This is a genomic window from Methylocystis echinoides (genome assembly GCF_040687965.1).
GTDB lineage: Bacteria > Pseudomonadota > Alphaproteobacteria > Rhizobiales > Beijerinckiaceae > Methylocystis > Methylocystis echinoides_A.
This window is the reverse complement of the sequence record NZ_CP156084.1, coordinates 2,655,090-2,677,391: the sequence shown is the minus strand read 5'-3', so window position 1 is coordinate 2,677,391 and position 22,302 is coordinate 2,655,090. Positions and strand designations below refer to the sequence as shown.

Here is a 22,302-nt window from a genome sequence, read left to right as displayed (position 1 = left end):
TTCGAGAAAACGGAATCGTGTTTCTGACGAAGAGTCGCATAAAAAACGGCCCCGCTCCAAAGGAGGGGGCCGCAATTCGAGGCCGGCGAGCCGGACCGTCAGGCTAAAGCTCAGTAACGGTAGTGCTCGGGCTTGAAGGGACCATTGACCGGCAGGTTCAGATAGGTCGCCTGCTGCTCGGTCATCTTGGTCAGCTTGACCCCGATCTTGTCGAGATGGAGCGAAGCCACCTTCTCGTCGAGATGCTTGGGCAAGGTGTAGACTTCCTTCCCGTATTCGCCCTGCTTGGTGAAGAGCTCGATCTGGGCGAGGGTCTGGTTGGTGAAGGAGGCCGACATCACGAAGGACGGATGGCCGGTGGCGTTGCCGAGATTTACGAGACGGCCTTCCGACAGCAGGATGATCCGCTTGCCGTCCTGGAACTCGATTTCATCGACCTGCGGCTTCACATTGTGCCATTTGAGATTGCGCAGGGCGGAGACCTGAATCTCCGAGTCGAAGTGGCCGATGTTGCAGACGATGGCGCGATCCTTCATGGCGCGCATATGGTCGATGGTGATGACGTCGACGTTGCCCGTCGCGGTGCAGAAAATGTCGGCGCGCGACGCCGCGTCTTCCATCGTCGTCACCTCATAGCCTTCCATCGCCGCCTGCAGCGCGCAGATCGGGTCGATTTCGGTGACGAGCACGCGGCAGCCGGCGTTGCGCAGCGAGGCGGCCGAGCCCTTGCCGACGTCGCCATAGCCGGCGATGCAGGCGACCTTGCCGGCCATCATCACGTCGGTGCCGCGGCGGATGCCGTCGACGAGCGACTCGCGGCAGCCGTAGAGATTGTCGAATTTCGACTTGGTGACCGAGTCGTTGACGTTGATCGCCGGCCAGAGGAGCTTGCCCTCCTTCTGCATGATGTAGAGGCGGTGCACGCCCGTCGTCGTCTCCTCGGTGACGCCCTTGATCGACTCGGCGTTGCGCTTGTACCAGCCCGGATTTGACTTCAGGCGCTTCTTGATCGCGGCGAAGAGGACTTCCTCCTCTTCATTGGTCGCCTTGTCGAGGAAGGCTGTGTCGCCGTTCTCGGCGCGCAGGCCGAGATGGATCAGCAGCGTGGCGTCGCCGCCGTCGTCCAGGATCATGTTCGGGCAGCCGCCGTCGCCCCACTCGAAGATTTTGTGGGTGTAGTCCCAATAGTCCTCGAGGCTTTCGCCCTTGCGCGCGAAGACCGGCGTGCCGGCCGCCGCGATCGCCGCCGCGGCGTGGTCCTGCGTCGAATAGATGTTGCAGGAGGCCCAGCGCACATCGGCGCCCAGCGCCTTCAGCGTCTCGATCAGCACCGCGGTCTGGATCGTCATATGCAGCGAGCCGGCGACGCGCGCGCCCTTGAGCGGCTGCGACGGGCCGTATTCGGCGCGAGTCGCCATGAGGCCAGGCATTTCGGTCTCGGCAATGGCAATTTCCTTGCGGCCCCATTCGGCCAGGGAAATGTCGGTGACGGCGTAATCGTTGAAATGGGCGGTCATGCGTATCCTCTGCTCGGGCAGGCCGGCGTCCCGGCGCAAGCCGCGCCTATAACAGGGCGGACTTAAGAAGGCAATAAACATATAAAGATTTGTTTATGTCAATTGCCGACAGGCCTGGCCGGACGCTCTGCGCCGCTGGCGGAGGCTCGGCCAGCGGCGCGGGGAGAACGCTAGAACTCCTCCCAAGCCCCGGTCTGTTCCACCGGGGCCGCACCGCCCCGCCCAACGGTTTTCAGGGCGACGACAGGGGCCGCCGGCGCTTGTGCAGGAAGCCGTTCCGGCGCAAGTTTGCGCTCGTCTCGGGTGGTGGCGAACTCCCGCACGGTCTTGGCGAGATCTTTGGTCTCTTGCTGAAGCGCCTCGGTCGCCCTTGTGGTTTCCTCCGCCATCTTGGCGTTCGCCTGAGTGTTCTGGTCGACCTGCCCGACAACCGTCCGAATCTCCTGCAGCGCGCGCGCCTGCTCGGTGGCGCGCGCCGCAATGCTGGAGACCGCCGCCTCCAGCTCCTGGACCTGGGACACGATTTTCTGCAGCGCCTGGCCGGTCAGGCCGACGAATTCGACCCCCTGCCCCACCTCGACGCTGGACGAGGAGATCAGCGTCTTGATTTCCTTCGCCGCCTCCGCGGAACGCTGGGCGAGCGCGCGCACTTCGGATGCGACGACGGCGAAGCCGCGCCCCGCCTCGCCGGCCCGCGCCGCCTCGACCCCGGCGTTCAGGGCGAGGAGGTTGGTCTGGAACGCGATCTCGTCGACGACCCCGATGATCTGGCCAATGCTTTGGGATGACTTCTCGATGCGGGAGATGGCGTCCACCGCCTTGCGCACGACGGCCCCGCTGGCTTCCGCCTCGGTCCGCGTCGTCACCACGATCTGCGCGGCGCCGGTGGCGCCACTGGCGATCTGCTCGGCGCTGTCGGTGATCGCACGCAGCGTCGTCGAGGCGAGCTCGAGCTCGCCCGCCTGGCGCTCAGCCTGTCCGGCGAGATCGGCGGCGGCGGAAGCGATCTGACCGGCGGCCGGCGCGATCGTGTCCACGCCTTCCTTCACGGCGCCCAGGGCGCGCTCGAGCTGCTGAATCGCCGAGTTGAAGTTCGATTGCAGGCTGCGATAGCTTTCCGGGAAATCGGCCAGCAGCCGATAGGTCAGGTTCTTTTTGGAAAGCTCCGCCAGCCCGGCGCCGATCGCCGTCGACACCATCTCGCGCTCTTCGCTGATCGCTTGCTCGCGCTCTTCGGCGGCCCGTCCTTCCTCCTGCCGGCGCCGTTCCTCTTCCGCCTCGCGCGCCTGGGCCCTTTCCTGATCGATCAGCGCCTGTCGGAACACTTCGACGGCCCGCGCCACGTCGCCAATCTCGTCCTGCTCGTCCTTGTAGGGGACGGCCTTGTCGTAGCGCCGATGGATGAGGTCCTCGATATAGGCCCGCAGAACGGCGAGCCGGTCGGCGGATTTGCGGCGCAAGAAGCGGATCGCGCCCCAGATCGTCAGGAAGACGAGCCCGGCGGAGCCGAACATCAGCGACTTGAACACAGTCGCCTCATGGGCGGCGTCGGCTTCGGCCTTTGCCGAGAAGGCGTTCGCTTTAATGACCATCTCGTCGACGACAGCGCGATGCGCCTCGTAATGCCGGGCGAGATCCGCCATGGTCTGAGCGGCCCGCGCTGGATCCCCGGATTTTGCGGCCGGCGCCAGAGACGTCTCGACGACGGCCCAGAACTTCTGCGCCTCGGCGTCCGACCGCGAGACCAGCGTCTTGATATCCGACGGAAGAAGCTCCGACTTGTTCCAAAACGCCCGCCGGTCTTCGTAGCTGCCCTTCAGCTCCTGCAAGCGGGCGATATGTCGGTTCAGTCCCGCCGGCTCGCGAAGCGCCAGATGCGCCTCGAGATAGCCTTCGATGACATAGACGGGCGGCGGCAGAATATCAGCCACCAGATCTTTGCCCGCCATGATTTTGTCATAGGCCGGGCTGCCGATTTTCAGCCGCTGCAGCGCAAGCGTGCTGGTGACCAGCGAAAAGGCCATCCCCGCCAGGATAAGATAGCCGCCATAAGTAAACGCCTTCGAAATCGTGACCCGCATGTCGGTGGCCCTTCGCGTTCAGCAGTCGTAGGTGCGGGCGCGCGGCGTCGCGTCATGCGACCACGGTCATGCGCGCAGATCGGCTGGCATCGCCGAGGGCGACGGATCGATGGGGAGGACCAGACGCCTACGGAAGCAGGGACCTCGCCCGACGCATGAAACCGTCGTTAGCGTCGACGTTAGATAAAGAGCAAGATTTAAGGGTCCGTAAAAAAGACCACTTCTCGTAGAAATATGGCAATGATACAACTAGGCCGGGAGTTGGAGCCCCCGGCCCGCCCTCGCCCTATTCCGCCTAGGCGGCCGTGCGCTTGCGCGGCGCGAGCGGGTGCTTTGACCTCGCCGCGTGATGATCGAGGCCGAAGAGCTCCGCCATCCCGCCGGCGCGCTCGTAGTCTTCGCAATAATGGTGCAGGAACTCCATGACCGTGTGGTCGATGGTCGACGTTTCCGACAGATCGAAGACGACAGTCTTGCCGCGCGGCAGCAGCGCCAAATCTTTCTTGAGAGCCAGAACATTGGCGAAGAAGGCCGCGCCGCCGAGCCGCACGTGGAAGACTTCCGGCTCCGCCTCCTCGATTTCCAGACGCAGACGCAGCACGTCGCTCCAGTTGACGCTGCGATAAAGGTGGAAGGCGAGTTCGGCGAGAACGCCGATCCCGACGCCGATGATCAGATCGGTCGCCAGCACGCCGGCAATGGTGATGCAGAAGACGCCGAGCTGATCCCACCCAATGGCCAATGTCTTTTTGAACACGCTCGGCGAGGCGAGGCGGAAGCCGGTGAAGACGAGCAACGCCGCGAGCGAGGCGAGCGGAATCTCGTGGATGAGCTTGGGAAACAGCGCCACGAAGACGAGCAGGAACAGGCCATGGAAGAAATTGGCCCAGCCCGTCCGTGCGCCATTGTTGCAATTGGCCGAACTGCGAACGATTTCGGCGATCATCGGCAGGCCGCCGATCAGGCCGCAGAGAATGTTGCCGAGGCCCACGGCCGCGAGATCGCGGTTGAGGTCCGACGTGCGCTTGTAAGGATCGAGCTTGTCGACCGCCGCCGCGCTCAGCAGCGTCTCCAGGCTGCCGACGAGGCAGATCGCGAAAACCTGCTGCCAGAAGACAAGCGAGAAGATCGGCGCGAAATCCGGCAGGGCGAAGCTCGCGAGGAAATTATTCGGAATGGCGACGAGGAATTTCGGACCGATCGTGAATTCGTGATGAGGGAGAAAGGCCGTGTCGGGAAGGAACAGAAAGATGTGCTCGTCGTCGAGGTCGAAATATTGGCCGAGCGCCATGCCGACGATGACGACGACAAGCGGCGCCGGGATCATCTTCACATAGCGGTTCGTCACGAGCGACCAGCCGATCAGGATCAGCAGGCCGACCCCGCCGATCGTCGCTACTTCCGGATTCATGTCGCGCAGGCTCGCCGGGATGGCGGCGATTGTCTGGAGCAGCGTGTCCGCCTCGGGCTTGACGCCGAGCATGACGTGAAGCTGCTTCGACATGATGATGATGCCGATCGCGGCGAGCATGCCGTGCACGGCCGAGGACGGAAAAAAGGCCGAAAGCTTGCCGGCGCGACAGAGCCCCATGGTCGTTTGCAGGACGCTGGCGCAGACGATCGCAGCCAGCGTGTAGCGGTAGCCAGCCATGGCGTCGCCGGCGCCGAGTTCCTGCACGGAGGCCAGCACCACGACGATGAGGCCGGCGGCCGGACCATTGATGGTGACGAAGGAGCCGTTGATGCGCGAGACGACCAGCCCGCCGACGATCGCGGAAATCACGCCCGCCTGAGGCGGAAAGCCAGAGGCCATGGCGATGCCGAGACACAGCGGCAAAGCGATCAGAAAGACGAGGAAACCCGCGACGGCGTCCTGCCGCCAATTCTGCTTCAATCCGGCGAGGCCCGTCAGCGGGAGCTCAGCCCTTGCAAGGGTGTTGGTCATAGGCGTGGAATGATCCCTCCAGGGACGACGCGCGCTCGCAATGCGGATGGCGTTCATCTCGGCCGTCACTGTCACCTCTCTGTCATAAACGGGCGCCGCACGAGGGGGGCGCTCAAAACAGCGGCGGAATGCCTAAATATTAGACTCCTTCCCGGCGACCTCCGGCGGTCGGCTGCTACGGATCGGCTACCCTTCGGGTCCCCGCTGTTCTATAGCAAGGCAGACGCCACCCGCCGGCAGGCCGGAAAAGACATGCTCGACCTTTTGAAAACCTTCATCGCGGACCTGACCGGCGAAGCCGAGCGGCCCAAGCCGTTCGAAACCGCCGATTATCAGCTCGCCGCCGCCGCGCTCCTCGTGCACATCGCCTCGATCGACGGCGACTTCGACGCGGACGAACGAGCCCGTATCCAAGCGCTCGTCGAAGCCCGGTTCGGCCTCTCGTCCGACGCGGCGCAGAAGCTTATCGCCGAGGCCTTTGAAAGCGAGCGGGAGGCCGTCGACCTCTACCGCTTCACCAGCGTCCTCAAGCGGCGTCTCGACGAAGAAGGTCGCCGGCAGGTTGTCGCGATGTTGTGGGACATGGCCCACGCCGACGGCGAGGTGCACGAATTCGAGGAGAATGTGGTCTGGCGCGTGGCCGAACTGCTCGGCGTCTCGACGCGCGAGCGGGTCGAACTTCGCCGCGAGGCGCGGGAGAACCTTGCGACGCCGCCGCAGGAGACCTGGTATCGCCCCAAGGAGTGATCGTCGGACATGAGCGAACTGCACAAAGGCCGGCCGGCGGCCGTGATCACCGGCGCGTCCGAGGGGATCGGCGCCGAACTCGCCCGAGTCTTTGCAGAAAAGGGACATGAGGTGGCGATCGTCGCGCGCCGGGGCGACCGGCTCGAGGCGCTCGCCGATGAGATCGCGGCCAAGGGGCAAAGCCGCCCCGCCGTGATCGAACTCGACCTCCTCGCCGACGGGGCTTCGCGGACCCTCGAAAAGCGGCTGGCCGAGGCCAATCTTGGCCCCCAATATCTGGTCAACAACGCCGGGTTCGGACTCATCGGGCGCATCGCCGACCTCGATGAGGCCGAGCAGCTCGACATGATCGATCTCAATATTCGCGCTCTGACCGAGCTGACCCTGCGCTTCCTGCCGTCGCTCACCGCCACGCAGGGCGGCGTGCTGAACGTCGCCTCGGTCGCCTCCTTCATGCCGGGACCGGGATTCGCCGTCTATTACGCGACCAAGGCGTTCGTGCGCTCCTTCAGCGAGGCGATCGCGCATGAATTGAAGCCCGCCGGCGTGAAAGTCTCCTGCCTCTGCCCCGGGCCGGTCGAAACGGGCTTTCAGGCCCGCGCCGGGATGAGCTTCGACGGCATCATGTCCGCCGTAAAACCCGCGCTGGTGCCGGCGTCGGAAGTCGCACGGCAGGGCTATGAGGGCCTGATGGCCGGCAAGCGCGTCGTAGTGCCCGGCGCGGCCAACAAATTTCTGGTGTGGGGCGCAAGGCTCTCGCCCCGCGCCCTGCTGCTGCCGCTTCTCGGCGCGGCGCAGATGAAGCGAAACTAAACGTCCCAAACAAAAAAGCGGGCCCAGAGCCCGCTTTTTTCAAAAAATGAGCGCCAAGCGCCTTATTCCTCGGTCGACTTCACCTTCAGAACCTGACGGCCGCGATACATGCCGGTCTTGAGGTCGATATGGTGAGGGCGGCGCAGCTCGCCCGAGTCCTTGTCCTCGACATAGGTCGGGGCCTTGAGGGCGTCGGCGGAACGACGGAAGCCCCGTTTCATCGGGGAGACTTTTCTCTTCGGAACGGCCATTTGCTTCTCTCTACTAAACGGCGAAGGCCGCGCGGGTTCGCCCCGGCACGGCGGAAACTGATGCGGCCCTATACGCGAATTTGACGCGCTTGGCTAGCCGTCGCGCGCCACAGCTTTACCCGACCGTCGACAGCTCGAGCTCAAGCATATTTTTCACCAAGAATCTAAGCGCGGATTTAACGCCTCCTGCTGAAAACATTGTTGAATGTAATCATGGAGGCGTTGTGTGAATCCAGAGCGAGTCGTCACTTTCGGCCGGCGCGGGTCACAGAAAACCCCGCGCGTCCCCGCGCGAGACCACCGCAAACAACCGCTCGCCGACCCGCCCCGGCTATCCTACGCCGACCTTTCCAGGGCCGGCGAGGAGGAGGCGGAAATAGGCCGCGACCAAGCGCCCCTGACAGAGCTTCCCTCTCCTCGCCGCGGGAGCGCCGCCTATGGCGCCAATGAGACTCAGATGCGGTGGTTCATCGGACCGGGCTGGGAGGATTATCGCGACCTCTGGCTCCAGATGAAGCACGACGGCGCGCTCAGGCCGGGCTTCTCCTTCGACGCGTTTTTCTTTTCCTCGCTCTGGCTTTTTTACCGGCGATTATACGCGCCAGCTCTCGCAGCGACCGGATTCGAGTGCGCGGTCATGGGCTTGTCGCCGTCCAACTTCTCGGTTTGGCAATTTCTCCTCAGCCTCGGCGTCGGCTTCTTTGGCAAGTCGCTGGTCATCCGGCGCGGCATGAAGACGATCGGAGCCCTTGCCGAGTCGGGCCGTTCAAGCGGTCAGACGGCCTTGCGAATCGAGCAGGCCGGCGGAACTCGATTGCTCGCGCCCGTGGCGTCAACCGCACTGCTCGCCTCTGTCACATTCGCTCTCGACGTCGGCCGCCAGATCGATGGCTCGACGCCCCCCACGGCCTCGTGGCGGATGATCGCCACCTCGCTTGACGTCGGAACAAAGAAAACGGCGCCCTGAATCGGGCGCCGCTTGTCTCTTTCCCCAGATCAACCTTTGTCGGGCTGGCCGTCGACGGCGGCCGGGGGAGTCGGCGAGGCGCCGTCCTTTTCATAAGAGCCCTTTTCGGCGCCCTTGAGCATTGCCGGATCGTCCTCGATAAGCTTGTTGGCGCCCCGATCGTCCGCATGCCGCGCCGTCGCGGCCACGGGCGCGGCCCTCATCCCCGTCTGCGCGGCGAGCCAGCTGCGCCACTGTTCATGCGAGCCGTTGAACGTGTTCTGGTCGACGGCGCCGACGATGCCGGGCACGCGGCCGTCCGAGCGATATTGCCAGAAGGTCCACCTGCGGTCGCCGTAGCGCACCTTCGGATGATATTTCGTCGAGCGCACCCAGATCGGATATTCCGATAGGGCGTCGGGCTGGAGAATCGCCTGATAGAAGTCGACCGAGGAATAGATGACCGGCTTCTTGCCGTAGTGACGCTCCATCGCCTCGAGCATGATCCGCATGTCGCGGATCGCCTCTTCCCGATAAAGCGTGCGCTTGCAGCTCTTGGATTCAGGGGTCGGCTCGACGTCGAGAACGGGCGGCAGGGCTTCCGGGTCATTGGGGACGGCGGAGGCGAAATTGGCGATTTCTTCGTGTGGCGGGCGGCACCAGTAGACAAAGTGATAGGCGCCGCGCGGCACGCCGGCCGCCTTGGAGGCCGCCCAATTATACTGGAATTTCGAGTCGGTCTTGTCGCCGCCCTCCGTCGCCTTGATATAGGCGAAGGCGACGCCCGAATCCCGCACCTGCTCCCAGTCGATGTCGCCCTGATATTTGGAGACGTCGATGCCGTGGACGGCGAATTCGGCGCTGCGGGTCGCGGGGAAGAGGTGAAGGTCGGTCTCCGGCACCGCATAGGCGAGGAAGGTCGGGTCCTTCTTGGCGTTGACCAGAGGGGCGCTGGTGGCGAAGCGCGGGCGCCGGGCGTAGCCGGGGTCGTAGGCGCTGCCGCAGGCGGCGAGTGTCACCGTGCTGGCCGCAACGCAAGCGAGCGCAGTGAAACGCAAAACAGAAAAATTCAACGAGCGCATTTCGTCAAATTATCCCCTCAGCCGGTAACGAAGCGTTAATGGCCGCCGCCGACTCAGCCCAGATGAAACCAGATGCTGGCGATTGTAAGGAAAGCCCCGTAGCCCACAACGTCGGTGATGGTGGTGACGAAGGGGCCGGAAGAGACCGCCGGATCGAATTTGAAACGGTCGAAGACGAGCGGCACGATAATGCCGCCAAAGGCGCCCGCGACGAGATTCGTAAACATCGCCAAAGCCATAACAGGCAACAGCCCGACATTGTGGAACCAGTTGGCCGCGACGACTCCGGTCACCATTCCGAACGCCGCGCCATTGACCGCGCCGATCGCCAGCTCGCGGAAAATAATTTTCAAGGCGTTGGCGCGGTTGAGCTCGCGGGTGGCGAGGGCCCGCACGGCCACGGTCATGGTCTGGGTCGCGGAATTGCCGCCCTGTCCGGCCACGATCGGCCCTAGAACCGCAAGCGCGACCATTTGCTCGAGCTGCGACTGGAAGGTCTTGAGCACGCTCGAGGTGATGAAGGCGGTGAGCATATTAACGAAGAGCCAGGCGAACCGGCTGCGCGCGATCCACCAGAAATCGTCGGTGAGCTCCTCCTCGGGGTTCACGCCGCCGAGCGCCTTGATCTCCTCTGAGGCCTGCTCCTGGATGACGTCGACGATGTCGTCGATGGTCAGCACGCCGACGAGACGCTCGGATTCGTCGACGACGGGCGCCGACACGAGATTGTAGCGCTCGAACAGACGGGCGGCCTCGGCGCCGTCCTCGGTCGCCTTCACCCGCCGGCGATCCGCCTGCATGATCTCGTCGAGCCGGGCGTTGGGCTTCGCCCGCACCAGCGCGTCGAGAAAGACCGTGCCGAGCAGGTGATAGCCGGGATCGACGACGAAGACCTCGAAAAAGCTGTCCGGCAGCTCGTCGCCTTCCGTCTCGCGGAAGAAATCGAGGACGCGGCCGGCGGTCCAGAACGGCGGCACCGCGATCAGCGTCGTCTGCATCAGACGGCCGGCCGAGTCTTCCGGATAGTCGAGCGACCGGCGCAGGACGATCCGCTCTTGCGCGGGCAGCGCGTCGAGAACCTCCGCCTGCTCCGCCGGCTCCAGCGTTTCGAGCAGCGCGACGGCGTCGTCGCTTTCGAGTTCGCGCACGCCCTCTACGAGCGTTTCGACCGGCAGCTCTTCGAGAATATCTTCCCGGGTGGCTTCCCCCACCTCCATGAGCGCGGTAAAGTCGAAGTCGGCGCCCATCAGCTCGACAAGGCGCGGACGCGCCTCATGGCTCAAGCGTTCCAGCAGCGCGCCGACATCGGCTTCGTGCAGCCCGCCGACGAGTTCATGAACCCGGTCGGCGTTGCCGAGCGCAATGGCGGCCTCCACCTCGAAGACGAAATCGGCGTCCAGGCCGCCGCCTTCTTCGCGAAAACCCTCGGCGCCCGTCGCCGTTTCGTCTTGGTCGAGTGGCATGCCGATTCCCGCTACAAGGCTTCAGGCTCTTACCCCGCGCGCGCGCGGAAGCAAACCGGCAAAACCGACATGATCCACTTTTCCCGCGCCGCCGTTCTCTGCGTGGCGATCCTCGCCGCAACCCCCACTTTCGCCCGAGACTGCGGGCCCGACGCGCTCGGCGTCTCCCGCACCATCGCCATCGGCCCCAAAGGAGCCGCTCTCGGCTTACAAAGCTATCCGCGCACGCTCGATCTCGCGGATCGTGAAGTCGTTCTCACCTTCGACGACGGACCAGCGGCGCCGACGGCGCGCGTGCTGGACGCCCTCGCCAAGGAATGCGCGCGGGCGACCTTCTTCATCATCGGCCGCAACGCCGAGGAAACGCCTGCGCTGGTCAAACGAGCGGCGGCCGAGGGCCATACGATCGGCAACCACTCCTACAGCCACCCCGCCATGACGCTGCGGCTGCTCGAGGACAACGACGCAAAAGCCGACATCGAAAAAGGAATCAAGGCCGTCGAGCGCGCAATCGGCGACAAAACCGCGCCTTTCTTCCGCTTCCCCGGCTTCGCCGACACGCCCGCCCTCGTCAGCTATCTCGAGGGAAAGGGCTATACGATCTTCGGCTCGGACCTATGGGCGTCGGACTGGTCGCCGATGTCGCCAAAAGGCGAACTCGACCTTGTGATGTCGCGGCTGGAGAAGGCGGGCAAGGGGATCGTGCTCTTCCACGATTCGAAAGCCCAGACGGCGCAGATGCTTCCGGATTTCCTGCGCGCCCTGAAAGCGCGCGGCTATCGTCTCGTTCACATTGCGCCTGGAGAAGGCGAAACGCCGATTGTCGAAGCCGGGCCAGGCTGGAGCTCGACGACCGAGCCGATCATCGCCAAGACGCTCGCCGGCAAGAGCAAGCTGCCCCGGGGCGCCGACCCCGGGGCCGAAGGCCATCGCCACCCCGCGGGCGACGACTAATCGGTTTTAGCCGTTCTCACAGGCATAGAAGCCATGCGCGCCCCAACAGGCGCCGTTACGGTAGACCTTGCCGAGATTGCGGCCGCCGAGCGTGGCGATCCACGTCCTGCCGTGCGCATGGGCGAGTTCGAGCGGCTTGCCCGGCAAATCGAGAATGACCGAATCATCCGTATGCCGCACCCGGCAGGAGCCGCTCGACTGCACGCGACCGGATAGTTTCAGATAGCAACGCGCCATCCGCCCGCGATCTTCCGATTTCGCCTCGACGCGGGGCGCCTGGGCCGCTCTCGGGGCGGCGGGCGCCGCCTCTTCGCCCGCCGACGCTTCGTTGGCGGGAGCCGGGGCGGCGTCGGCGACGGACGGCGGGCCGGCGTCTGCGACGCTCTCCGCCGGCGCTTCGCTCGGATCGGGGCCGCCCCGCATTGTTGCAGGCGGCGGCGCGAGCGGCTCCGGCGCCTTCGCCGACGCGGCGGCGATCTCGGTCAACGGCCGCGAATCGAGCAGGGAGGCAGACGGCGCGGCCGCCTCAGCCTTCTCCATTGGCGCAAGCGGCCGGGCCTCGGCAGGCGACGGCGCCGCGGGCTCGACGACGGCCGTCGCCGTCGCGGGCGGAGCGGCGGGCGCCGATATCGGCTTCACATCCGCCCGCTGTTGCGGCGCGGCGGCAGGCGATGACGCCGCCGGCCGCGACTCGACCTTTCGGATCTGTGGCGCGTCCGGCGCAAACAACCCGGAATTGAGGATCGCCGCCAGCCCGCCGACAATGCTGAAGGCGAGCAGCAGATGAATGACGCCCTCGGCGCGATCGTAGGAGTAGCCCCACAAGGGCGGGTCGTCCCGCTCCTTGCGATCCCGGCGGACCTGCCCGCCTCTGTCCAGAAACGCCGACACTTTGGATTCGCCCGGCAGGGCGTCCGACTCGTAGCCGCGATCGCGGCCGTGGTTTTCGAAGAATACGCTCATACTGTCTACTCCGGGCATCGGTCGGGAAACCGCGCGCGCCGCGCGTGCTCAGCGACGTCGAAGCGCCGCTACTCACCGACCTGCTACCGGGACCTACGCTCCCGGATGATTTGCCCCCAGCCCTGGCGGCAGGGCCAAGCTTAAGCCCTCCCATGCGCCAGTTTGACACACATCAGGAAACGCAAATGTGGCTGTATTTTGCCCAGGCGGCCGCGCGCCCGCCTGCCGGGCCCCTCGCCTCTCGTTTTTGCAGAATCATCGCGCCTGAAGGGGAACGGCCCGCCGGAGGGAGGGCGGGCCGTCGTTGGGGATGAAGCAAGGACAGACAAGCCGACGAGCAGAGGAATAAAACGTCGACCGGTCGTTTATAGAATACAAACTCAGTAGCCTTTGTCAACAAGTGTGCAACTATCGACGGGGAGCGGCCCTTGGCGCTAAGCGCGTAAGCAGCAGCAGCGGTCGGCGCGCATGTGGCGCGGGCCGGAGCCAGGGCGCGACGCGGCCGATCGCAGGCGTCCCGTGAGGGGCGAGTTGTCCCTTTGAGTGAGATGACGGGCGTTGATTTTCGCCTCGAACTGGTGCGGCCGAGAGGACTCGAACCTCCACTGGTCTCCCAACTAGCACCTCAAGCTAGCGCGTCTACCAATTCCGCCACGGCCGCACGGGGCGCTGAACGCAAACTGCGAAGCGCCGGCGCGCAGCCTGTAACAAATCGGCCGGGCGCTGACAAGGGCGTGCGCGCAGTGTTTCCTCAAACCGCCCGCGCGGCGGAAAAGCGCTTTGCCGTCGCGCCTGGGCGACTGACGCCAGCGCTGTCGGCGATCGCTTTTGCTTCCTAAATGTGGAGGTGGGACATTCGAGCGGCCTCGAAGGCGAGCGGCAGGCGCTGGATGGCGTCAGCAGCTCTGGCGAGCAACTTAAGTCGTTCGCCGAAACTCGATTGCGCTTGAGGTCTCGAACCGAGGAAGGTTGTCTCCCATGACGAGAAGAATTTCATTTCCGGTCGCAACGAGATCGACAGCGCCATCGAGCGCGGACGGCCGGGCGACGCTGAAAGACGCGATCGAATGAGCGCGCCCTGCTCCCTGCCAAGGAATTCGCTCAGCACAGCGTTCCTGCCTGAGCGGGACACGCCGCCCGTGGAATGGCGCGTAAGCGATACTCTTGTCGACTATGACGAGGCCGTCTCAAAAATGGAACGACGCGCGGCGCTTATTGCCGCCGGCGACGCGCCGGAATGCGTCTGGCTACTGGAGCACCCGCCCATCTACACCGCGGGAACGTCGGCCAAGGACACGGATTTGTTGGACCCGCGTTTTCCAGTCTATCGGACAGGGCGCGGGGGGCAATTCACCTATCACGGCCCCGGCCAGCGGATCGCTTACATCATGCTGGATCTTACCCGCCGCCGGCGGGACGCGCGCGCTTATGTCTGCGCGCTCGAATCCTGGTTGATCGCGACGCTTTCCGATTTCGGCGTCGCCGGCCAGCGGCGCGAGGCGCGCGTCGGCGTCTGGGTGCAGCGGCCGGACAAGCCGCTCGCGTCTACGGGCGAGACGGCGGAGGACAAGATCGCCGCCATCGGCGTGCGTCTGCGCCAGTGGGTGAGTTTCCACGGCGTGGCGCTCAATGTGTCGCCCGACCTTTCGCATTTTTCCGGCATTGCGCCCTGCGGCGTCCGCGAGACGCATCTCGGCGTGACGAGCCTCGCCGATCTGGGGCGTCAAGCGTCCATGACGGAAGTCGACGCTGCGTTGCGCAGGAGATTTGCGGATATTTTTGGCGACGCCGCCTGATTTCGGGCCGTTACCTTCACCCGGGCAGCTCACGCATCGTGCGACGCCGCTTATCTGTTGGCCGTCGAGCGAGACACATGACTGCGCGCCGCGCTGCTATTCACTCTCGAAAAAGACGCCTGGAGCTTTCAACTCCGTAATTCCACTAGTGCTCAATTTGAGCAGATGTCATGCTACGACGACAAAGTACCAGCTGTAGCGCATCACAATCTGAAAACTTATTGCAAAAATGCAGCACGCCGACCACACGTGTGCGCGCCTTCCTCAATAAGGACAGGCCAGAGACAATGGCGCAAAGGGGCTTAGCGCCAATGCTGCATTAAGAGATTTTAATGAGCGACTTGCCCAAAATGGCCCTTTGCAGCGGGAAAACCCCTCGACCGCTTTGATACGGCGGAGCCCCTTAGCCCCGCCATTTCCCTTACAGAATGTTAATATCAGCCCAACTGGTAGATGTAAGAAGGGCTGATGCCGTGCTTTTTCGCCAATTGGGCGACCGGAACGCCGGCCTTACGCTCAGCCTTCAGCATCTTGCGAAACGCCGCGAGCTCCTTGCCCGAGCGGCGAATTCTCGCGCCATGACTGGCATCGGAACGACCGCCTTTTTCCTGCGATCCACCGGCCTTTTTGAGCAGCGTCTCGGCGATCGCAATGATTTTCTTGAGTTGGACGGTGTCGGCAGACGTCAATTGCATTTCATCCTCTTGGTGTCTCGATGCTGTTGTAATAGGCCCGATCTATAAATTTGTAAATCACACCTTCCTTATTTTTTGCCAAGAACGGGCTCAACATTAGCTTTGGCCTATCACCTTAGATTGTTTTCCTGAGACTAATGTCAACTAGAGAGAGCAAAAATAGACGCTGTGACCTGACGTCGGCCCCACAAATTATCCCTTTAGGCAGAAGAGTTACTATTGCGGGCGTATAGTCGCCCGGCCGCGAGCTCGGGACGCGACGCACAGGCGACCATGCGGGCGCCAGTCGCTTCGACCACGGTTTATTAGAGATCAAGAAAATAGGTTTTGGGGACGTTTGCTTATTTCCCGCTCCAGGCACAAAAGGACGTATGTCGCGCCATAAAGGACAAAAGGCCAAAATAGCCCGATGGATCGTGTGGATAGCGTTCTTCACCGCTGTCGCCGGCCCCTACTGGCCCCATGCCTCGGGGACCGTCTTTATGGCCCTGGCGCTCTTCGGCGTCCTACACTTGGCGATCGTTGTTTACGATGAAATCAGCACGGCCCGCTTCGACGATCGTATGACGCCCCGGGAATTCGAGCACTTCTGCGCCGACGTGTTGAGAGAGAGGCGCTGGACCGCGCATGTCACCCAAGCCAGCGGCGATCAGGGGGTGGATATCGTCGCGGAGAAGCGTGGCGCCCGCATCGTTGTCCAGTGCAAGAAATATTCGAAACCTGTCGGTAACCGCGCCGTCCAGGAAATTGTGGCGGCCATTGCTCATGAAGACGCGCAGCGGGGCGTCGTCGTCGCGACCAGCGGCTATACGCGCGCGGCCGAACGGCTCGCCGCCTCCAACAAGGTGCTCCTGCTTCACCACTCGCAATTGCACCTCATCGACAGGCTCCTGCGGCAATGATGCGACCGCCGCTCTCGCCACAGCCGGCCTGCGTCGTTGCAGCTCGCGCTCTGACTGGACGCGCCGTCAGTCGGCGCCGATTGTGGCCATATCCAGCACGATGCCGATTTCGCCATTGGCCAGGAGAGCGCAGCCCATGACGTTTCGAATCGTGGAGAGATAGCCCTTCATCGGCCTGAATCACCAGAGCCCGCCGCCGATGCGCCAAAGACGACGTTGCCGCCGCGGTCCCGGATTGACGCGCGCACAGCGTCGACCGCCGCGCCTGCGCCTCGAGCGTCGAGACCCGCGCCGTCGTCTTCAATCGTCGCGACCACGCGGTCGAGGTAACGCGCTATTCCCAGCCGCATCTCGGCTTGTCCGGGCTTCCCCTTGCCTACGCGCCTTTGGCGGCTCGACACTATGTGAAATTGAAATCGAGATCAGCGAGCGCATGGGCTCCGACAGCCGATCCAAAAGATCCGCGTCGATGGCCTCGTTCTGGTTGGACGCTGCGAAGCGAAGCGCCCGCGAGTGACGCTGAGCTGCGGCGCTGCATAGTCGACGAAATATTGGAGAAGTTGCGAGGTCGGCCGCGTCCGCGCTGCTACAGTGTCCTCCTGAAGCTGCCGCAGTCGCTTTTCCAGCTGCGCTTCAATTTGCAGGAGCCGCTCGATCGGAGTTCGAACGCGACGAAGATCTCAAAACATATCGAGGTCCCCGGACGCATGCTGATCCGACGTCTCCGCGGCGCACATTTGGCTCAAACGATCCCGAAGGCGAGAGAGCTTGACGTTGCTCATCGCATCTTCACTTTCGATGCGCCACGAAGGCGGGATCGCATCGGACAGCTGGCACAGGAAATCAGCCAGGGCGGCGAGATGCTGTTGCAGAATATCGATTGTCTGCGCTTGGCGCATGAAAATGTCGGTCGTGCCGCCATTTGTCACCGTAGCCTCGACGAGGGCGTGCAGATCTTCGACCGACACAGCCGCTTCCGACAGTTCCACGCCGATACGAACAAGCACCTCCCCCAAGGGTCTCCCGTCCATGTCGCTCATCGCCAACTCCCACGTCGTTCGTAATGGCTGATCTGTGAATACGCAGCTCTAGAATAGCTCCAGCGTCCCATGGTTCTCGGCCTTCGGCGCGAGCTTTGGCGACGGCTCCACGATCGATGAGTTTTGCGGCAGCAGAATCTGTCGAGCGCGACCGGAAACGGGGAAAAACTCCAATCTCCTGCCATGCGTGCCGCCGAGGTTTTCAGCCAGGATGCGAATGCCCTCATTGGCCAGGAACTGTCTCGCGAAGGCGGCGTTCTGCGCGCCAATGTCCGACAGTCCCTGGAGCATGCGCGCGCCGCCGAATAGCTTCGCCTCGATGCGGTCGCGCCGCGCGCCGCGCTTCAACAGCCCATTGATCAACAACTCCATCAGATAAGCGCCATATCGCTCGGATTCCTGGTTTCGGGACGTATCTCCGCCTGGGAGCAGGAAGTGATTCATGCCTCCGACGCCAGCTCCGGGATCTCGCAAACAGGCGGCGACGCAGGACCCGAGCACAGTCGAGAGGACGACATTCGGCTCTGTCACCACCTGGCATTCGCCCTGTATGACGTGAATCTTGCGGATAGGATGAGAACTCTGCTCCATTAAAGCTTTCCGAAAATGGCTTCGATCGCGGTCTTGAGCTTCGGGACGGTTACTGGTTTCACGAGATAATTGTTGACGCCGAGCTTTGCGGCGGTCTCTACGATCGCCTTGTCCGCCTGCCCCGTCAGCACGATGAACGGAACCCGCTGCGTCGGTTTGTAGCCTCGGATCGCCTTGAGCAGGCCCATGCCATCCATCACCGGCATGTTGACATCGGAGATGACGAGATGGGCCGGCGTATCCATCATGAACTTCAAGGCTTTCTCGCCGTCGGTCGCGAAGAAGACCTTGTTCACCCCGATCTGGTCCAGCGCATCTCGCAGCAGGAGTCGGCTCGTGCTGGTGTCATCGACGATCAGCACGCGGAGTTGGTCTGCTACACTCATCTTACCTCATCCTCTTCTTATTCGTCATTGTCAGGATGCGATCCGCAATCGCGCTGAGTGGAAGCTGCTGAGAAACGCCGCCAAGCTCGAAGGCCGCCCGCGGCATTCCATAGACGAGCGAGGTCGCTTCGTCCTGCCCGATCGTTTCCGCGCCGGTTTGACGCAAGGCGGAGAGCCCCTGCGCGCCGTCGCGGCCCATGCCGGTCAGAATGACGCCGACGGACTTTGGCCCGAGCGTTCGCGCGACCGACTGGAACAAGGCGTCGACGGAAGGGCGATGTCCGCTAACGAGGTCGCCCTCCTGCAAACGACATCGCGGCCGATCTGCGCCCGCGACGAGGAGATGTCTTGCGCCGCCGGGAGCAATATAAACTTGCCCCGGCGACAGGATCGCGCCGTCTACGGCCTCCGTCACTTTCGGGCGGCACAGGCGGTTGAGTCTGTCGGCGAAGCTCTTCGTAAACATCGCGGGCATGTGCTGGGTGACGACGGTCGGCGGGCAGTTCTCCGGAAACCGCGACAGCAAGGAGCACAGCGCCTCGACGCCCCCCATGGACGCGCCGATGGCGACGACACGACCGTCAGAAAGATAGCTTGCCGCGTTCCTGACCGGCGCCGCATCGCCGAGGCGAGGCTTGCGCAGCTGCGCGCCCGCCGCCGCCTTGACCCGCGCGCCGAGGTCACCCAGTGAATCCTTGTTGCCCGGCGATGGCTTCGCGATGCAATCGACCGCGCCGATTTCCAGCGCGCGAATGCTCGTGTCGGTGCCCCGCTCCGTCAGACTGGAGATGACGATAACCGGCGTCGGACGCAGCCGCATGATGCGCTCGAGAAAATCGAGACCGTTCATCTTCGGCATCTCAATATCGAGCGTGACGACATCGGGGCTGAGTTGTTTGATTGCGTCTCGCGCTTCGAAGGCGTCGCAAGCCTCCCCGACAACGTTTATTTCCGGATCGGCGGAAAGCGTCGCCGCGATCAAAGATCGCATCGTGCGCGAGTCGTCCACGACAAGAACATTGCAACTTTTCACGGGCCGACTCCTTCGGGAAGGCGATAAGTTGTCACGCCGTCACTCACGAGAACGCTCGCCGCCGGCCCGGTCACGCGTTCCGAATGGCCGATGTAAAGCGCGCCGCCGGGATTGAGCAGCGGCACGAAGCGGCGCCAGATTTCCTGCTGGGTCTTTTCTTCGAAATAGATCGCAACGTTCCTGCAGAAGATGGCGTCGAATTTTCCCTTCATCGGCCACGGGCGGACGAGATTGAGCTTGCGGAAGGCAACGATGGATCCGAGCCTTTCGCTGATCTTCCACAGTCCTTCTCCTGCTGGAGAAAACCACTTGCGCCGCATGTCTCCGGGAACCGACTCGACTGCGTCCTCGCCATATTCTCCCGCGATCGCCGCCTCGATCATATAGGAGTCGATATCGGTGGCGAGCACGCGAATATTGAGGCTTTCAGCCTCTGGCAACACCGAGAAAATGGTCATGGCGATCGAATATGGCTCTTGACCGCTCGAACAGGCTGCGGACCAGACCCTTATGCGACGGCCCGTTCTTGCGGCTGGAGCGAGCCTCTCCAGGACATGCCTCCTCAAATCAGCAAAGTGATGTTCTTCCCTGAAAAATCTTGTGACGTTCGTTGTCAGAGCGGCGATCATCTGGTAGCGCTCGGTCTCACCGGAATCGCTTGCGATCAACGCGCAATAGTCGTGGAAGCTTTCCATGCCAAGCGCGCGAAGCCTCTTCGTCAATCGCGAATAGACGAAGGGCGCCTTTGCCTCCGACAGATAGATCCCTGCTTCCGAGTTGAGGATCCGCGAGATTTGGCGAAAGTCCCCGTCGGTGAACTTGAACGCTGTCATGATGTCGGGTTGGCTTGCCCGCGCCAACGGCTCCATGCTCCTGAACTCCCAATCAGCTGTATTTATACCGAGGCCCCGGCTAAACCGCCTCGAGCGGAGCGTCGCTCACCTGATAATAATCCCCGCGCGAAAGGCCGAGCACCGCGTCCACGTCGACGATCAGTGCGACGCGCCCGTCGCCGAGGATCGTCGCCGCCGCGATGCCTGGAACTTTTCCGTAGTTGGATTCCAGGCTCTTGATGACGACTTGGCGCTGGCCCTGTATCGCGTCGACCAGCAGCGCGCATTTCTCGCCGCTTTCCGACTCCACGAGAAGGGCGACCTGTGTCGTCGGGTCGACCTCCTGAAAGCGGTAGGACAGGATCATGCCGACGTCGATCAGCGGGATGAAGCTGCTACGATTGCCGATCACTCTGAGACCAGAGCTGAGAGCATGAATGTTTTGAGTTCTCGGCTGAAGAGTTTCGATGACAGCAGTCAACGGCAGCACAAGGATCTGTCCCGCGACATTGACCACCATGCCGTCGAGAACCGCCAGGGTTAACGGTAGACTCATCGAGAACGTCGAGCCGCGGCCCTGGCGCGACGAGATGGCGATGCGGCCGCCCAGCGCCTGGATCGCCCGCTTCACGACGTCCATGCCGACTCCGCGGCCCGAAATGCTCGACGCCGTGGCGTTTGTGGAGAAGCCTGGCAGAAAGATCAGCCCATCAGTCTCCTCATCGGAGAGAACCGCGTTTTCTGGTATCAGACCTTTTCGGATCGCGATCTCACGTACGCGCGCGCGGTTGATCCCCGCGCCATCATCGGTGACTTCGATGATGATGCGTCCGGATCGATGGGTCGCCGAGAGCCGTAAGGTGCCTTCCTCCGGCTTTCCCGCCACAATGCGGTCTTCCGGGCTTTCAATTCCATGGTCGACCGCGTTGCGCACCATATGGGTCAACGGATCGGTCAAACGCTCGACGACAGTCTTGTCGACTTCAGTGCCTTCCCCGTCGACGACGAGTCGAACGGACTTCTTGGTGATCGCCGCCACCTCGCGCACGATGCGGGACATGCGTTGAAAGATGGGCTTTACGGGCTGCGCCCTTATCGCCATGACGCTGTCCTGGATATCGCGGGTCAACTGCTCGAGCTCCTCCAGACCAATCATCACGGAGGAGCCCCGGGGCAGGCCCGCTTCGGACACCCGCTGAGACAGCACGGCCTGATTGATCACAAGCTCGCCAACGAGATTGACGAGGCGGTCGATCTTGTCGAGATCGACGCGAATGGTTTCCTGCATCGGCGGCGGCTGCTGCTCGAAGCCCTGCGGCTTGCTCGCCGGCGCTGTAGCCGCTTCCGCGATGATCTTTGGCTCAGGCTGCGGCGGCGGCGGAGGCGTTTGCGACGGTTGTTCCTCGGCGCAGGAGGCTTCGACGCAAGGCGGGTCGGGTGGATCCTCAGGGGCCGCTTCCGCCACGCGCCGCTTCTCCGCTGGATGTACGGAATAGTCGCAGTCGGCGGAAACGAAATCGAAGATTTGCTCGATGTCGGAAGCGGGCGCCTCCGTTTTCAGCTCGACAGTCCAGGAAAAATACGCGCCTTCCGCATCGAGTTCGGTCAACAGCGGCAGTTCAGAACAGTCGCAGGAAACACTGGCCTCGCCAGTCGCCTTAATCTCGCGCAGGATGCGTAGCGCCTCATTCGCTCGCGCGTAAAGCGTCGGCTTTGGGCGGAAATAGATCGTGAACCGGCCGTCGGACGTCTCCTCGTCCTCCCCCTCCTCGCCGAAAATCGCATCGAGCGATATCGCGACGGGTTGGAAGTCGATTTCATCTTCGGCGTCTGGGGTCGCGGCGCTGTGAGACGCTTGACGCTTTTTCGGCTCGGCGCAAACCCCCTCCAGTCCGGATTTGGCTGACGCGACTTGTTCGACGTCCCAGGTGGTTTCATTCCGGACGGCGCGGATCAAGTCGGACAAAACGTCGGACGAATGCAGCAAGACCTTGGTGATCTGCGGAGTCGGCGTCAACACTTCGGAGCGGAGCAGATCGAGCGTCGTCTCGAAGACGTGGACGAACTCCACGAGTTCGTCATATCCGAAAGCGGCGGCGCCGCCCTTGATCGAATGAACAGCGCGAAACACCGCATTGATGATTTCGGGGTGGTGATTGCCGTCCTCGATCGAGAGAAGACCGCTCTCCAATTCGGAGAGCTGTTCTTCGCATTCCTGGAAGAACGTCTGCTTGATGGCTTCCAAATGGTCCAAGGCCGCCTCC

20 protein-coding genes and 1 tRNA gene are annotated in these 22,302 nt (G+C 63.1%); 6 read left to right on the top strand and 15 right to left on the bottom strand.

All coding sequences use genetic code 11. From position 1 onward, the window contains the following. Window positions 1–110: 110 nt before the first annotated feature. The 3 genes from ahcY to RVU70_RS13040 all read right to left on the bottom strand — a co-directional run bounded on the left by ahcY (window position 111) and on the right by RVU70_RS13040 (window position 5,612). Window positions 111–1,517 (bottom strand): adenosylhomocysteinase, encoded by a 1,407-nt coding sequence (ahcY, locus tag RVU70_RS13050; RefSeq protein ID WP_363346933.1) that lies wholly within the window; start codon window positions 1,515–1,517, stop codon window positions 111–113. A 170-nt stretch (window positions 1,518–1,687) separates the two neighbouring features. Next, window positions 1,688–3,598, bottom strand: coding sequence for a methyl-accepting chemotaxis protein (locus RVU70_RS13045; protein ID WP_363346931.1), 1,911 nt, complete (start codon window positions 3,596–3,598; stop codon window positions 1,688–1,690). A 295-nt stretch (window positions 3,599–3,893) separates the two neighbouring features. Then, window positions 3,894–5,612, bottom strand: coding sequence for a SulP family inorganic anion transporter (locus tag RVU70_RS13040; protein WP_363346929.1), 1,719 nt, complete (start codon window positions 5,610–5,612; stop codon window positions 3,894–3,896). 183 nt (window positions 5,613–5,795) lie between these two features. On the opposite strand from RVU70_RS13040, the gene RVU70_RS13035 reads away from it, so the two are divergent. Continuing rightward, a complete protein-coding gene (locus RVU70_RS13035; protein WP_363346927.1) occupies window positions 5,796–6,290 on the top strand; it encodes a TerB family tellurite resistance protein in 495 nt (164 codons plus the stop codon). A gap of 9 nt (window positions 6,291–6,299) precedes the next feature. Further along, a complete protein-coding gene (locus RVU70_RS13030; RefSeq protein WP_363346925.1) occupies window positions 6,300–7,103 on the top strand; it encodes an SDR family oxidoreductase in 804 nt (267 codons plus the stop codon). A 62-nt stretch (window positions 7,104–7,165) separates the two neighbouring features. Here RVU70_RS13030 and rpmF read toward each other — a convergent pair whose 3' ends face one another. Then, a complete protein-coding gene (gene rpmF, locus RVU70_RS13025; protein WP_363346923.1) occupies window positions 7,166–7,354 on the bottom strand; it encodes a 50S ribosomal protein L32 in 189 nt (62 codons plus the stop codon). 226 nt (window positions 7,355–7,580) lie between these two features. Between rpmF and RVU70_RS13020 the strand changes: the two genes are divergently transcribed. Further along, window positions 7,581–8,321 carry a DUF2628 domain-containing protein gene (locus tag RVU70_RS13020; protein WP_363346922.1) on the top strand — a complete coding sequence of 247 codons (741 nt, stop codon included), beginning with the start codon at window positions 7,581–7,583 and terminating at the stop codon, window positions 8,319–8,321. 29 nt (window positions 8,322–8,350) lie between these two features. Here RVU70_RS13020 and RVU70_RS13015 read toward each other — a convergent pair whose 3' ends face one another. Next, window positions 8,351–9,382, bottom strand: a complete 1,032-nt coding sequence (locus RVU70_RS13015; RefSeq protein ID WP_363346920.1) for a GH25 family lysozyme — start codon at window positions 9,380–9,382, stop codon at window positions 8,351–8,353. Between the two features lie 53 nt (window positions 9,383–9,435). After that, on the bottom strand, window positions 9,436–10,845 hold the full coding sequence (mgtE, locus tag RVU70_RS13010; protein ID WP_363346918.1) for a magnesium transporter: 1,410 nt from the start codon (window positions 10,843–10,845) through the stop codon (window positions 9,436–9,438). A 69-nt stretch (window positions 10,846–10,914) separates the two neighbouring features. On the opposite strand from mgtE, the gene RVU70_RS13005 reads away from it, so the two are divergent. Next, window positions 10,915–11,799 (top strand): polysaccharide deacetylase family protein, encoded by an 885-nt coding sequence (locus RVU70_RS13005; RefSeq protein ID WP_363346916.1) that lies wholly within the window; start codon window positions 10,915–10,917, stop codon window positions 11,797–11,799. Window positions 11,800–11,805: 6 nt separating this feature from the next. Here the strand turns inward: RVU70_RS13005 and RVU70_RS13000 are convergent, their stop codons facing one another. Then, window positions 11,806–12,762, bottom strand: coding sequence for a hypothetical protein (locus tag RVU70_RS13000; protein ID WP_363346914.1), 957 nt, complete (start codon window positions 12,760–12,762; stop codon window positions 11,806–11,808). A gap of 576 nt (window positions 12,763–13,338) precedes the next feature. Further along, window positions 13,339–13,423 (bottom strand) — tRNA-Leu (locus tag RVU70_RS12995). A 406-nt stretch (window positions 13,424–13,829) separates the two neighbouring features. Between RVU70_RS12995 and lipB the strand changes: the two genes are divergently transcribed. Next, entirely contained in the window at window positions 13,830–14,558 is a 729-nt protein-coding gene (lipB, locus tag RVU70_RS12990) for a lipoyl(octanoyl) transferase LipB (RefSeq protein WP_363346912.1), read from the top strand. Between the two features lie 437 nt (window positions 14,559–14,995). Here the strand turns inward: lipB and RVU70_RS12985 are convergent, their stop codons facing one another. After that, window positions 14,996–15,253 carry a hypothetical protein gene (locus RVU70_RS12985; protein WP_363346910.1) on the bottom strand — a complete coding sequence of 86 codons (258 nt, stop codon included), beginning with the start codon at window positions 15,251–15,253 and terminating at the stop codon, window positions 14,996–14,998. A 416-nt stretch (window positions 15,254–15,669) separates the two neighbouring features. Between RVU70_RS12985 and RVU70_RS12980 the strand changes: the two genes are divergently transcribed. Continuing rightward, window positions 15,670–16,155: a restriction endonuclease gene (locus tag RVU70_RS12980; protein ID WP_363346908.1), complete on the top strand. Its 486-nt coding sequence runs from the start codon at window positions 15,670–15,672 to the stop codon at window positions 16,153–16,155. A gap of 680 nt (window positions 16,156–16,835) precedes the next feature. Here the strand turns inward: RVU70_RS12980 and RVU70_RS12975 are convergent. The 6 genes from RVU70_RS12975 to RVU70_RS12950 all read right to left on the bottom strand — a co-directional run bounded on the left by RVU70_RS12975 (window position 16,836) and on the right by RVU70_RS12950 (window position 22,292). Beyond that, entirely contained in the window at window positions 16,836–17,195 is a 360-nt protein-coding gene (locus RVU70_RS12975) for a hypothetical protein (RefSeq protein WP_363346906.1), read from the bottom strand. 48 nt (window positions 17,196–17,243) lie between these two features. After that, complete coding sequence (locus RVU70_RS12970) at window positions 17,244–17,786, bottom strand: chemotaxis protein CheD (RefSeq protein ID WP_405044802.1); 543 nt, start codon at window positions 17,784–17,786, stop codon at window positions 17,244–17,246. Then, on the bottom strand, window positions 17,786–18,172 hold the full coding sequence (locus RVU70_RS12965) for a response regulator (protein WP_363346904.1): 387 nt from the start codon (window positions 18,170–18,172) through the stop codon (window positions 17,786–17,788). Before RVU70_RS12965 ends, RVU70_RS12970 begins: the two co-directional genes overlap by 1 nt. A 1-nt stretch (window position 18,173) precedes the next feature. Continuing rightward, the gene (locus RVU70_RS12960; protein ID WP_363346902.1) at window positions 18,174–19,205 is read right to left on the bottom strand and encodes a chemotaxis response regulator protein-glutamate methylesterase; all 1,032 of its coding nucleotides are present in this window, start codon (window positions 19,203–19,205) and stop codon (window positions 18,174–18,176) included. After that, entirely contained in the window at window positions 19,202–20,038 is an 837-nt protein-coding gene (locus tag RVU70_RS12955; RefSeq protein ID WP_363351328.1) for a protein-glutamate O-methyltransferase, read from the bottom strand. Before RVU70_RS12955 ends, RVU70_RS12960 begins: the two co-directional genes overlap by 4 nt. Before the next feature lie 79 nt (window positions 20,039–20,117). After that, window positions 20,118–22,292, bottom strand: a complete 2,175-nt coding sequence (locus RVU70_RS12950; protein ID WP_363346900.1) for a chemotaxis protein CheA — start codon at window positions 22,290–22,292, stop codon at window positions 20,118–20,120. Window positions 22,293–22,302 lie beyond the last annotated feature (10 nt).

Coding starts and splice junctions, on each gene's coding strand:
- RVU70_RS12970 (WP_405044802.1), bottom strand. CDS start 17,786: ATGGAGCAGAGTTCTCATCCTATCCGCAAGATTCACGTCATACAGGGC.
- RVU70_RS12965 (WP_363346904.1), bottom strand. CDS start 18,172: ATGAGTGTAGCAGACCAACTCCGCGTGCTGATCGTCGATGACACCAGC.
- RVU70_RS13030 (WP_363346925.1), top strand. CDS start 6,300: ATGAGCGAACTGCACAAAGGCCGGCCGGCGGCCGTGATCACCGGCGCG.
- RVU70_RS12985 (WP_363346910.1), bottom strand. CDS start 15,253: ATGCAATTGACGTCTGCCGACACCGTCCAACTCAAGAAAATCATTGCG.
- RVU70_RS13015 (WP_363346920.1), bottom strand. CDS start 9,382: ATGCGCTCGTTGAATTTTTCTGTTTTGCGTTTCACTGCGCTCGCTTGC.
- RVU70_RS12955 (WP_363351328.1), bottom strand. CDS start 20,038: ATGACAGCGTTCAAGTTCACCGACGGGGACTTTCGCCAAATCTCGCGG.
- RVU70_RS13000 (WP_363346914.1), bottom strand. CDS start 12,762: ATGAGCGTATTCTTCGAAAACCACGGCCGCGATCGCGGCTACGAGTCG.
- mgtE (WP_363346918.1), bottom strand. CDS start 10,845: ATGCCACTCGACCAAGACGAAACGGCGACGGGCGCCGAGGGTTTTCGC.
- ahcY (WP_363346933.1), bottom strand. CDS start 1,517: ATGACCGCCCATTTCAACGATTACGCCGTCACCGACATTTCCCTGGCC.
- RVU70_RS13035 (WP_363346927.1), top strand. CDS start 5,796: ATGCTCGACCTTTTGAAAACCTTCATCGCGGACCTGACCGGCGAAGCC.
- RVU70_RS12975 (WP_363346906.1), bottom strand. CDS start 17,195: ATGAGCGACATGGACGGGAGACCCTTGGGGGAGGTGCTTGTTCGTATC.
- lipB (WP_363346912.1), top strand. CDS start 13,830: ATGAGCGCGCCCTGCTCCCTGCCAAGGAATTCGCTCAGCACAGCGTTC.
- RVU70_RS13005 (WP_363346916.1), top strand. CDS start 10,915: ATGATCCACTTTTCCCGCGCCGCCGTTCTCTGCGTGGCGATCCTCGCC.
- rpmF (WP_363346923.1), bottom strand. CDS start 7,354: ATGGCCGTTCCGAAGAGAAAAGTCTCCCCGATGAAACGGGGCTTCCGT.
- RVU70_RS13045 (WP_363346931.1), bottom strand. CDS start 3,598: ATGCGGGTCACGATTTCGAAGGCGTTTACTTATGGCGGCTATCTTATC.